At 58.8% G+C, this 11,911-nt stretch carries 6 protein-coding genes; 2 read left to right on the forward strand and 4 right to left on the reverse strand.

From position 1 onward, the window contains the following. The first annotated feature begins 32 nt into the window (after positions 1 to 32). On the forward strand, positions 33 to 7,652 hold the full coding sequence (locus HU725_RS09005) for an RHS repeat-associated core domain-containing protein (protein WP_186476940.1): 7,620 nt from the start codon (positions 33 to 35) through the stop codon (positions 7,650 to 7,652). Positions 7,653 to 7,749: 97 nt separating this feature from the next. Here HU725_RS09005 and HU725_RS09010 read toward each other — a convergent pair whose 3' ends face one another. The 3 genes from HU725_RS09010 to HU725_RS09020 form a co-directional block, all read right to left on the reverse strand. Next, positions 7,750 to 7,935 carry a hypothetical protein gene (locus tag HU725_RS09010; protein ID WP_060479013.1) on the reverse strand — a complete coding sequence of 62 codons (186 nt, stop codon included), beginning with the start codon at positions 7,933 to 7,935 and terminating at the stop codon, positions 7,750 to 7,752. Between the two features lie 319 nt (positions 7,936 to 8,254). Next, complete coding sequence (locus HU725_RS09015; protein ID WP_186477368.1) at positions 8,255 to 9,028, reverse strand: AraC family transcriptional regulator; 774 nt, start codon at positions 9,026 to 9,028, stop codon at positions 8,255 to 8,257. 34 nt (positions 9,029 to 9,062) lie between these two features. Further along, positions 9,063 to 10,298: an MFS transporter gene (locus tag HU725_RS09020; RefSeq protein ID WP_186476941.1), complete on the reverse strand. Its 1,236-nt coding sequence runs from the start codon at positions 10,296 to 10,298 to the stop codon at positions 9,063 to 9,065. A 214-nt stretch (positions 10,299 to 10,512) separates the two neighbouring features. On the opposite strand from HU725_RS09020, the gene HU725_RS09025 reads away from it, so the two are divergent. Next, on the forward strand, positions 10,513 to 10,983 hold the full coding sequence (locus tag HU725_RS09025; RefSeq protein WP_186476942.1) for a sn-glycerol-3-phosphate transporter: 471 nt from the start codon (positions 10,513 to 10,515) through the stop codon (positions 10,981 to 10,983). Between the two features lie 95 nt (positions 10,984 to 11,078). On the opposite strand, the gene dkgB is transcribed toward HU725_RS09025, so the two are convergent. After that, positions 11,079 to 11,882: a 2,5-didehydrogluconate reductase DkgB gene (gene dkgB / locus HU725_RS09030; RefSeq protein WP_186476943.1), complete on the reverse strand. Its 804-nt coding sequence runs from the start codon at positions 11,880 to 11,882 to the stop codon at positions 11,079 to 11,081. Positions 11,883 to 11,911: the final 29 nt, after the last annotated feature.

Here is an 11,911-nt window from a genome sequence, read left to right on the forward strand (position 1 = left end):
TCCTGCTCGTTGACCATTCAAGGAGAGCCATCATGCCTGCTGCGAATATTGCAACCAGCCTTAAACACGTCCCTGCCACTGCTGTTCCGTTTCTGATTACCAACCAGCCTGACGGCCATTTGCCAAACATGGACGGCTACGAACTACAGCGTCTGGGCTCGCAAGAAAAAGGCTGGCACAGCCTCTGCCCGATTCGTGCAGGGCGCGACCTGGTCGAAGGCGAAATCATCAGCGCCTGCTTGGTCCGCGAGCGAGATGGAGAAATGGTCCGCATAGACTACATCGCCACCAAAGGTGCGCTCAAAGCTGACCAATGGCCTAAAGCTTTCGCTCAGTACATCTCTGACAACGGCAACGGGCTCGGCGCTGGCGGCTGGAACGACAAAGGCGAGCTAACCTGCGATGGCACGGTCGACCTGCGGCTGTGGTGCCGCAACCACTCGAGAGCCTTCAGCACCGCGCCATTTGCCAACAACCAAGTGCAGGCCTTGGCCTGCGACGATGACTATGCATTGGCCAGTGGGCAGAGCTTGTGCCTGCAGGTGCGCGACCTGAACACTCAGCACCTGTACGAGCAGCACATTTTCACACCGGCCGCTAACCAGACGGGGAACGCCTGGTCCCAAGCACTGTGTACACAGATCAACCAGCACAGCCGGCTCTTACGCGCCGGGGTGTTTGATGCCAAGACCAGTAAGGTGACACCTGCGGTCAAGGGCAATGCATTCTGGGTGGCGCAATGTGCGGGCTTGAGCGTCACCCTGGCAGAGGTGGGCTGGTGGCCAGCCCAGGTGGTGCAAGGCAGTCATGCACTGACCGAGGGGCAAACCGTTCAGGCTTGGGCATACGATGCTTATTCCCATCGCCTGCTGGGCACCTTCAGCTGGGTGCCAACGGCAGCGCAATGCGCCTCGGGAAAATGGCTTAGCGCCTGGGCCACGGCGCTCAACGCCTCGTCCATGAGCGAGTGGTTGCTCGCCAGCGACGCCCAGCCCAAGCCCACGGCCAGCGCAGCGGCTAACGCCAAGCAGCTAACGCTGTGGCAACGCGGTGAAGGCGTGCGTGTATTCACCTCACTACCGGCGGCTGACAACTGGGTGGCCGGGCCACGCCTGGACTCGGTGTGGGGCGGCGTCAACGACGCGGTGCTGGTGACTGTGCGCCAGCCTTATAGCCAGCAGTTGCTGGGGCATACCGTGTTCCGCCCCAAGAAAATGGCCGACCAGAACGCTTGGGAAGCGGCATTGGCCGCTGCCGTAGCGGGCCAGAAGTGGCCACAGTTGGTGGTTGGCCGTGAAGCGGCTGATGGTGGGTTGGATCGCACGGAAAAAGCAGAGGGCCACTGGCGTCTGTGGCAGCCACGTTTTGCCGGATTGCTGGTAGATCTGCAGAACCTTGGCGATAGCGATGATTGGGAGGCGGATCGACTTCAGCACTATCTACTGGCTACTGACGGCTCATCGGAAAGCGTAACCAAAACCAGTATGGTCGGCAGGTGCAGCTTCGAGGTCACTGCTTGCTCCCATCGAGAAGATTCTGTCGTGGTGAAAATCCAAAAAAGTCAGGGTGAGTTGGTCTTTCGTCTCAGCGCCCAAGCGAGTTTAAAGGGGTATCGTGTGGCGGATTGCGATGACGGCGGTCGGCAGCACTCCACGGATGATGGTAAAGAAATAGCGCACATCGGCACATCAGCGGTTTACAGCGACATGGTCGTTTGGGGGGCTGGGTCGGTCAGCAGCGAGTTCACCTTGATACTCGATTACCCAGAGGCCTGCCGAGACGCCAAACCATTGGTAGTCGGCCATATTGGGTATCTGGACGATAATTACATCTGGCAAAGCGTGAGCGAGGTGAAGTTCACGCCCCCAGCAGCACGCCCGGCCTACGTGCCCCATAGCCCGTTGTGTGAGGACTACGGCAACACGATGTCCTCGCAGATATTCGACGCAGGAGGCGCCAGCGAAACCGGCGTCGACCCGCGCACAGGGCTGTTTCATGCTCATTACCCGATCGCGACCCTACAAGGCGTGGGCGGGCGCGGTCCGGTCTGTGAATTGACGCTGCACTATTCAGCCCTTCGCGGCAACGAGGCGGGTCTTGGCGATGGCTGGGCATGGCGCTTTGCCAGCCTGGAGACGCGCGACCAACGCCTTACCTTGGCAGATGGCACCACCATTACCTTTACCGGTGATGAATGGGCGACACTGGCCAAAGGCACTCGGGTGACAAAAAAAGCCTGTTTCATCAGCAGTAACCCAGAACGTACCGTTTTCACCCTCGACCTGCCCACCGGGCGGCAAGAAGTGCTCAGCGAGCCCGCTGCGGCGGGTAGCGATACCGTCGAGCACAATGATGAGTTCCGCAAGGAAGTCATACGATTGTTCAAGGCGATCAAGGCCAAAACCACGCCCAAATTTCCCAGTAAGCCAAGCCACTGGACGCAGTACGCATTGGCGGCCATATCCCCGCACGGTTACAGCGGTGCGGCTATGGGCGATTACATTGAAGCGGTAAAGGCTTGGGCTGAAAATACCAAAGAATTGGATGAGCGGATTGCGTACTACGAGCGAGCCTCCTTGCAACTGCTACCTTCGCGAATCGTCTCCCCCTATGGTGAAACGTTGGAACTTAGCTGGCAGCGTAAAGAAGGCCAGTTTTTATTGCGCCAAGTCAAAAGTGGTGCCGTTGAATTATTTAACGCAAGTTACACGGCCAGTGGGGTGGAGATGAATGTCTGGCCAACCAATGATTCGGAAAAGTTTCAAGTCAACCTCACTATGCAGGACCATCTGCTGCGGACGTTCAAGCGCAGTGCAGGCGGCAAAGAGACACGTGTCCAGCTTCAACAAGTCGATTGTGATTATTCGGATGACCCGACGTTGGATCGGGTGCTTTATCGCTTGCAGGAGCTTGATGGGTCTGTCGAACGGGTGGACTATGACAAGGGCCAGGTGACTTTTTCTGATGGGCGACCCGCGTTGCCCAGGGTAGGCAAACATTTCATGCTGCCTGGGAGCGGTAGCGCGAACCGAGTGACGAGGTACACATATAAAGGGAGCTACGTGGACGAGGAGCCGAATTTCGGCACGACTTTGCGAAGTGGTGGACTTCATGAGTCAAAACGGTTTGGTCGCGGCGGAGAGATGCTGGCAAGTATCCTCTGTGCAGGGGAAGTTGTTGAGTTTGAGGCTCAAAGTGTAAGTCATCCAAGCGGCAAGTTGATGAAGTGTGTGATGAGCGTGGAAGCAGCTAGGCTAGTCCATAAAAATCTGTCTCGCAGACCCGTGGCCTTGCCCAGTCAACTCATTCCAATGGCAAAAGCCCATGCCGAGGCCGAGGGAAGAGAGGATCCCACATCGGGCTGGAAATTTAATCGGAGTCGGCCGCTTGTTTTTAATTCGAGTCTGAATATGGAGGAAGACTATGTCTCATTAAACAAAAATATTGAAGAAGCTTGTTTGGAGCGAAATGCAGGATCTGCCTATAAATACCTCGGAACTTATTTCGAATTATTGCGCAATTCCCTTTGTATAAGATATAATGCTGGCTTCGAATCCGAAGATTCGTTGGGCGATATTTCATTCCTGGCTGATCTGCTGAGTTTTAATGGCGTGCTGCCTAAGGATTTAATGGATGATATGATTTGCTCGCTCGGGGTGAGTGGGGAAGATAAGCGGCTGGCTGTGAATGTGCATGAGCTTTGCACTGGTATTGGGAATGCCCTACATCCTTATTCTTCGTCTGGGAATAGTTTTGAAGGATTGTTTGAGGCGACCTTGGGCGCTGAATATCTTAGCGAGGAACTCCAAAAGATTTTGGTGCGTAATGATAATCCCACCTCTCGCGTGGATGAGTTCAATGTGCTTACCTATGAATCGAGTTGCGATTCTGAACAAAAATTGCTGAAAACACTGTCGCCCGATAACACAGCAAGCTACCGGTGCTACTATCCTGCCGCCGCCAGTTCCTCAAACCCCCTGACGCCGAGTAAGCTGGTCAAAGGCTTTAAAGATTTCCCTGCCTTGTCCTGCCCAGCTACCCCAGAGGGTGCCACGCCCCCCCTGATGGCAGAGTATCAATGCGACGCCCATGGCAACCCGTTGGGTTTGATACTTTATGGTTACCGAGCAGTCACTCGCAACGCCCGTCAAGTTTTGGAAACCAGCAACATAGTGACCCTGGAGGGAATCAAAGGCACGCTGACAGACGACCGTCTGGACTCAAAAGTCGTCTGGACGCAGGCTAGCCCCGACGAGCCGATTCTCTGGCGTGTGAGTAGTACGTCAAGCACGGAGCCCGCCGCCAAGACGCCAAATGAAGGCAAAGTGCGAGTATGGTCCATCACCAACGAGCAGATCACCGTGCTGGGGGATCAGCGCGTCAAGCTGACCACCGTACAATCCTTCGAAGACAACCCAACTGCGCCGGGGCTCAAGATCAGCACCAGTGCCACCACCGTTGCTGGAACTCACGAGGTCAGTCGCGAAATGCGTTCGCGCTTCAGCCGTCGCTGCTTGAGCAAGACCCTCGACGGTGTGCAAACCGTGTTTGAACACGACGGGCTTGGCCGTGTAACCAAGCAGTCGAGCTACCGCCTCAATGCCAAAAACGAGCCCGAGGCTAGCGCTTATAGTGTAATCAACACCGACTATGGCATCGAGCATGGCGGCCTGAGCGCACTTGTCAGCTTCATCAATGGCAGCCAAAGGCGCGACTGGCTCGATGGCTTGCAGCGGGTGGTTCGCAGCGAGTGGCGACGCACGGCCAAGGATGGCTTCATACCCCTGAGCCGCAACCACCTGCATGGCAGCGGCGACGATGACGGGGCGGGAAGCCGACAGTGGGATTACCTGCCAGGTGGCCAGGCGATCTGTGAGCCTTTGCAACGCGTTGAGCTGCCTGGGCGGCACCCATGGAGCCGCGACCTGCTGGACCCTGCCGGCACCGTCATACAAGGCCTGGGGGCCCAGACGCTGCTACGCAGCACCAACACGTTCGAAACCCTTGCCAATGGCCATATGACCCGCAGTGAGGCTGTGCGAAGTAGCGCCGGTATTGCTCGCGCTGATACCGTTCGCCAGTTTGATTCCAGCGGGCGGTTGATCGAACTCACCCGCACTGTCGACGGCCAGTCGCGCACGCACCAACTGCAGCGCGATGGGCTTGGCCGTGTCACCCGCCACATTCGCCCCGATGGCAGTGTGGTGAAGCGCAGCTATCACGCAATGAGCGATCATGTCACCGAACTGAAAGTGTTCAGCGATAGCAAGGACACAACCGTTGGCCAGGTCATTGGTACCCAGGAGATCGAAGCCATTTCAACCCTGAGCAAGCGCAAGGTCGGTAGCCGCGAGTACAAGTTCAAAGGTGAGAACGTGACGCTGCCGGACAGCACTTCGCTGACGTTGACCGAAGCGGGCGACAGCGGCCAATATCGAGCCGGTGATCTGAATATGTCCAGCGTCAGCCGCAGCGGTTCGGTCACTACCTTAAGTGCTGAGCAGGGCACCGAGCAGCTTGGCAGCGGCTGGCAACATAGCCTTACCGCCAGCCAGTTGCCAGGTAAGCAACGACTCGATGAAACCACACCGCGTAGCACCCACAAGGGGCTCATCTGGAAAACGCTGCGCGGGCTTACGGTTGCCGCACTTCGAGCCGACGGGCACTGGCAGCGGGTGTTTAGCGATCACCACGGACGTCCCCTGCGTAGCTGGCATGACCATGAGGACGTGCTGCATCGCCATGACGATCATGGCCGTCAGGTAGAGCGGCGGGTTCATGCCCAGCGGGCAGGTGCGCAGTGGCAGGTGAACAGCGAGCACGACGCGTTTGGCCAGGAAACCCTACGTAGTTTCAGCCACAACGGCCAGCTGGTATTCGCTCAACAGCTCAAGTGGCGTAGCGACGGCCAGCTGCTCGCCAAGCACAGCCGAGAAGCAGGCACCTGGGTGCGTAGCGAGCAGTTCGACTACGATGCGCTCGACCGCCTGATCCACTACACCTGTACAGCGGCAGACGCCAGCCACTTGCCTCGTGATGGGCAGGGAAAAGCGGTGAAGGCGCAGCGCTTTACCTGGGATGTGCTGAGCAATCTGGAAAAATGCGTCACCACGTTTGAGGACGACAAAACCTCTACTCAGGAGTTTGCCTACCACGCCGACAACCCAACGCGCCTGAAAACCGTCACTACCGACAAAAAGGCGGTACAGATCACCCATAGTGCCAACGGCTATCTGACCGAGGATGGCAAACACCGCAAGTTGGACTACAACAAAGGCGGGCAGTTGACCAAGGTCAGCGGTGCTGACAGTACCGTGCAAGCCAGCTACGTCTACGATGGCTATCAGCGCCTGGCAGCCCAATATATTGGCGAAAGCAAGGCGATCTGCGAGCTACGGTACGCTGGCGATCTGCTGATAGGCGAAGACTGGTTTGATGCCGGCGGCGCATTGACCCGCCAGCGCAGCATCAGCCCGGGGTTGGCAGAGTACGAAGGCAATGCCGTTAACTGGCTGATTGATGACCCTCAGAGTGGAGTCGCTGGTTTTTACAGCAACGCAACGCTGCAACTGACTCCCTTGTTGCCGTTTGGTGAAGGGGCAGCGACTATGGCCATCAGTTCTGGCTACAACGGTATGCGCCGAGACCCGGTGACTGGCAGTTATCACGCAGGCAACGGTTACCGCTGTTACGACCCGTCTCTGGGCCGCTACACCCAGCCGGACTGGTTGAGCCCGTTCGGCGAGGGCGGTCTCAACGACTACGTGCACTGCCCGGACCCGGTTAACCAGCATGACCCCAGTGGGGCCATTGTGCTCAGCCGCTGGGGCCAGTCGCAGTTGGCCACCCTGGAGCAAGGGCTGCGCGATGCTCAGCCCTTCCCGGTAGGCGATCGGTGGCGACGGATCGGCACGGCCATTGCCATCACATTGATAGGGATCGTGGCGTCTGTACTCACGGGCGGCACAGCCTCGATGATGGTGTTCGGCGTGCTCACTGCCCTGAGCGTCGCCTCGTTGGTGTTCGAGGTGGCAGCCATATTGGTAGAGGATAGTTACCCTGAGCTTGGGAGAAAACTGTCGATTGCGTCTGCCGTCACGGGGGTGTTGTCGATTGGCAACTTTGCCGGTGTCTTCAAACAAAGCGCTCGCTTGCTGAAGTCGGCCGCCAGCCTTGCGGTACGGGTGGTCAAGAATACGCAGCGCGGGTTGCAGGCACTTTGGAAAATTTTTAATAACGTTAAACGTTATGGCTTCGCGGTGGCCGGCCAGATGTTTACCAGCAGTCGTAAAGCTGTCAAAACTGCGCGGGAGGCGGCCAAAGCGGCTGCTCAGACAGCCAAGAGCACAGTGGTCGATGCATTGGGTGAGTTGGCAAGTCCGCAGTTCGCCGTGGTAGAGAAGGACTGGCTGCTTAAGATGGCGAGCGGTAGCAAGTTCCATGTACTCACCGGTTGGAAAGGCAACTTCTACTTCCGCGCCACTCAGCACTCCAAGGCGGTCAAGCTCGCTGCAGAGGCGGTTGAGTGGGGAGACAATGTAATGGATTACCATGACCTTTACTCGGCGCTCAACGACAGTGAATCGCAGGCTACGGGTGGCCGCAGTCGATTGAGCTCACTCGCCAGGATGATGTCGCAATCGGCAGTTTAACCGGGGTCTGAGGGGGGCGCCTGCGTCCCCCTTTCCACCTAAGGAATGACTGTAAAAGCAGGGTGGGGGCCACAACCTGTGCGCGTCCCTAAGTGATCTACTGCAACGTCGGCGGCTTGGCCTCGGCAGGCAAAGCCGCGACCACCGCTTCGATCCGCGCGATTTCCACCTCCAGGCGTTTAGCTTCCTGATGGTTACCTTCGGCTCTCAGGCGATCGCGCTCGCGTCGCAGGTTGAGCAAATTCTTCTGCAGGGCTAGGCCGGATTTATTGTATTGATCCATGTTTCTCTCACGCCATTGGCCTCCGTGCCGTTGTAGGAAAAATGGACCGTAGCAGCTACAAAATCCTTCGGGAACTGAGGTTTCATACAGGAAAACCCGGCTGCCGGTAATCTGCCTACAGGTGTTGGGGAAACGTCCTACAAATCCCGAGTTCAGCTGTTTCAGTTCATGTGCGCAGACTACCCATCGAGTGCCCGGATTTGCTGAGGTAGCGGCGCCCCGCGCGGTGCGGAGTCATTGGAAGGTAAGGGCACGAGAACATCCTCGACGCTGAAACGTTATGTAGCAATTGGCTATCCATACCCGGCCGAGGTTCAGCTCATTTGAAAAACCGGCTCGGCGTTATGCCGAACTGGCGTTTGAACATGCTGGCGAACGCGCTTGGGCTGTCGTAGCCCAAGGTCCCGGCGACATCGATGATGCGCTGGCCCAGGGCGATGCGCTCCAGTGCCTGCATCAACCGAGCCTGTTGGCGCCACTGGCCGAAAGTCATGCCGGTTTCCTTGCGAAACAGGCGCTGGATGGTTTTCTCATCGACGCCCAGATGAGCGCCCCAGTCCGCTACGGTAGAGGTGTCGTGGGGGCGGGCGTGCAGGGCTGAACAGATGGCCTGCAGGCGCGGGTCGCTTGGCTGCAGCAGTTTGAGCGGCAGAGTCGGCAACACGCAGATTTCATCGAGGATCAGGCGCATCACCCGTGCCTCGCGCGAGTCCTCGACAAAAGGCCCGGTGAAGTCGACCGAGGCCTTGATCAATTCGCTCAGGAGCGGGGTGATGCTGATGGCCCTGCTTTGTTGGGGCAAGCCCGCCACTGCATTGGGGCGCACGAACACGCTGCGCATTTTCACATCACCCACGCAGCGGATGGCGTGTACCTGGCCAGAAGGCATCCAGATCCCACGGCTGGGCGGCACGGTCCAGCGTTCGGCGCCGGACTCGACCAGCATCAGGCCCTTGATGGCGTAGATCAGTTGATGCTTGGTATGCGAGTGGGGCGCGATGTACCAGTCTGGCGGGTAGTCGGTTGCCCGGCTACCCACCTCCCACGTCCAATCTTCGACCTCCATCAGCAATTCGTGCTGGGGTTTGACCATCATGTTCTCGTGCCGTCCAAAAAGCGCTGCCATGTTAGCAGCAGCGGGTGGGCCGTGCCTTGGAGTGGGTCGCTGGCAGCAGCGCGGTGGCCAGGCCAAGCAGCGGCAGGTAGGCGATCACCTGATACACCCATTCGATGCCGTGCAGGTCGGCCAGCTCGCCCAGCCCTGCCGCACCGATGCCGCTGATACCGAACATCAGGCCGAACATCACCCCCGAGACCATGCCGACCCGGCCAGGCACCGCCTCTTGGGCATAGACCACCAGCGCGGCGAAGGCCGATGACATCACCAAGCCAATGGCCACGGCCAGCACCGCAGTCCAGGCCAGGTTGGCATAGGGCAGGGCAAGGGCGAAGGGTGCCACGCCGAGGAACGAGACCCAGATCACCGCCTTGCGCCCGATTCGGTCACCTACTGGGCCACCGGCGAAGGTGCCCAACGCCACCGCGGCCAGGAACACGAACAAATACAACTGGCTTTGCTGCACGCTCAGGCCAAAGTGTTCGATCAGATAGAAGGTGAAATAGTTGGTGAACGAGGCGATGTAGACGAACTTGGCGAACATCAGCACGGCGATGACCGTGACGGCACGCCACATGGCGCTTTTGGCCAGCCCAGGTGCCTGATGCCCGGCCAGGCCTTGGAGTTGCGTCTGACCGTGGCGGATGGTCCAGCCGGTCACCCGCAGCAATACGAAGATGGCCAGGCCGGCAGCCAGCATGAACCAGGCGATGGCTGGTTGGCCGTGCGGGATGACGATGGCGGCGGTCAGCAGAGGGCCAATGGCAGACCCGGTATTGCCGCCGACCTGAAAGGTCGACTGCGCTGTGCCAAAGCGCCCGCCAGAGGCCATGCGCGCCACCCGTGAAGCTTCAGGGTGGAAGGTTGCCGAGCCGATGCCGACTACAGCGGCGGCCACCAACAGCATGGGGTAACTGTTGGCATAAGCGAGCAGGGCGATGCCGACCAGGGTGAACAACATGCCGGTGGGCAGCAGGTAGGGCATGGGCCGCTTGTCGGTGTACATGCCAACCCAGGGTTGCAGCAGCGAGGCGGTGACCTGATAGATCAGCGCAATCCAGCCGATCTGGGCAAAGCTCAGTGAGAAATCGCTTTTGAGCATCGGGTAGATCGACGGCAGCACCGCCTGGATCAGGTCATTGAGCAAATGAGCGAAGGCGGCGGCACCGACAATGCGGACAACGAAGCCTTCAGGCTGGGCGTTGACGTTGGCGGGCGGGGCCAAGGTGGCGGCAGGAGTCGTCATGGTTATGGCTCTTGTTCATGGGTGGCAAGGCAAAGCAGGGGCTAGGTTATCCAGCCGACCACTGCCTGTCTCACGCTGAACAGGCACTGACTGTCGCGATTCGGACAGAGCGATACGTCGTCCTGCACGCTGCGTACTGCCTCTCGGGGTTTTCCTATGGCTCAGCCATTGTGGCGCAGCTAGTGTCGCTTCACTGTTCAAGGGGGAGTGAAGGATGAACAAGGCATCGATTGTGGCAGGCATACTGCTGACGGCACCGGTCGCCATCGCCGAACAAACCACGCGTGAAGGTGATTACTGGTATCTGCAGACCAGCGTCTACACCCGGCACTGGACCCACGACCCCGAGCACAACAATCACCAGGCATTGATCGGTATCGAGCGTGTCTACACCGATGGCGCGCTGTGGGGAGCGGCGACATTCAAGAACTCGTTCAACCAACGCTCCTACTACACCTATCTGGGCAAGATTTGGCAACACCCACACTATCCTGTGTACGCCAAGTTGAGCGCAGGTTTTATCGAAGGCTACAAAGGCGAGTATGCCGACAAGATCCCGTTGAACCACTTGGGCATCGCGCCAGTGATCATCCCGTCGCTGGGGGTGCACTGGGGGGCCGTGGGGGCCGAGTTCGTGGTGCTGGGAGGCGCTGGTGGGATGGTCAACCTAGGGCTGCGCTTCTGACCGGTTGGGGCGACCCCAAAGGTAAGCAAGCCAAGCGCGTGCAAGATGCCCCTGAGGTTGGGCGTAACGTTAACCTCAGGGGCTTGGCCGTGAAATCAGTCCCAGGCCGGAGCAAGCCCAGCAGGGCTGACCTCGCGGCCGTTGCGCTCAAGCTCGGCGATACGGGCCATGTCGTCTTCGTCCAGGCGCAGGTCACGGGCGAGCAGGTTGCTGGCCAGATTCTCGCGCTTGGTCGAAGATGGGATCACTGCGTAACCCAACTGCAGCGCCCAGGCTAGGGCTACTTGCGCCACGGTGGCTTTGTGCTTGCTGGCGATATCGGCCAGTACTGGGTCTTTGAGCACTTTGCCGTACGCCAGGGTCATGTAAGAGGTGACGGTGATGCCTTGCTGGTCGAGAAATGCGGCCAGCGTGCGATTTTGCAGGTACGGGCTGAGCTCGATCTGGTTTGTGGCGATTTCGCCTTCGCCCACGACGGCGATGGCCTGGCGGGTAAGTTCGATATTGAAGTTGGATATGCCGATCTGGCGCGTCAGCCCTTGCTGTTTAGCGTCGGCCAAGGCCTGCATATATTCACGCAACTCGACTCCTTTGCCTGGCGCCGGCCAGTGGATCAGCAGCAGGTCGACGTAGTCGGTGCGAAGTTTCTGCAAGCTCTCGCGCAAGCTTGGGATCAGCTTGTCGGCCGCGTAGTTGTCCACCCAGATTTTGGTGGTGATGAACAATTCGCCGCGCGGCACGCCGCTCTCGGCGATGGCCTGGCCCACTTCAGCTTCGTTACGGTAGATCTGCGCGGTGTCGATGGCCCGGTAGCCGAGGTCCAGAGCCGACTTGACCGAATCGATCACGGCTTGGCCGGTGAGGCGGAAGGTGCCCAGGCCGAATGCTGGAATGTTCATGAATTTGCTCCTGGTCAGTGAAAGATGGA

This window comes from Pseudomonas promysalinigenes, from assembly GCF_014269025.2.
GTDB lineage: Bacteria > Pseudomonadota > Gammaproteobacteria > Pseudomonadales > Pseudomonadaceae > Aquipseudomonas > Aquipseudomonas promysalinigenes.

Excerpts from the sequence above, each read along its gene's own strand:
- HU725_RS09005 (WP_186476940.1), top strand. The coding sequence starts at position 33 with ATGCCTGCTGCGAATATTGCAACCAGCCTTAAACACGTCCCTGCCACT.
- HU725_RS09010 (WP_060479013.1), bottom strand. The coding sequence starts at position 7,935 with ATGGATCAATACAATAAATCCGGCCTAGCCCTGCAGAAGAATTTGCTC.
- HU725_RS09015 (WP_186477368.1), bottom strand. The coding sequence starts at position 9,028 with ATGGTCAAACCCCAGCACGAATTGCTGATGGAGGTCGAAGATTGGACG.
- HU725_RS09020 (WP_186476941.1), bottom strand. The coding sequence starts at position 10,298 with ATGACGACTCCTGCCGCCACCTTGGCCCCGCCCGCCAACGTCAACGCC.
- HU725_RS09025 (WP_186476942.1), top strand. The coding sequence starts at position 10,513 with ATGAACAAGGCATCGATTGTGGCAGGCATACTGCTGACGGCACCGGTC.
- dkgB (WP_186476943.1), bottom strand. The coding sequence starts at position 11,882 with ATGAACATTCCAGCATTCGGCCTGGGCACCTTCCGCCTCACCGGCCAA.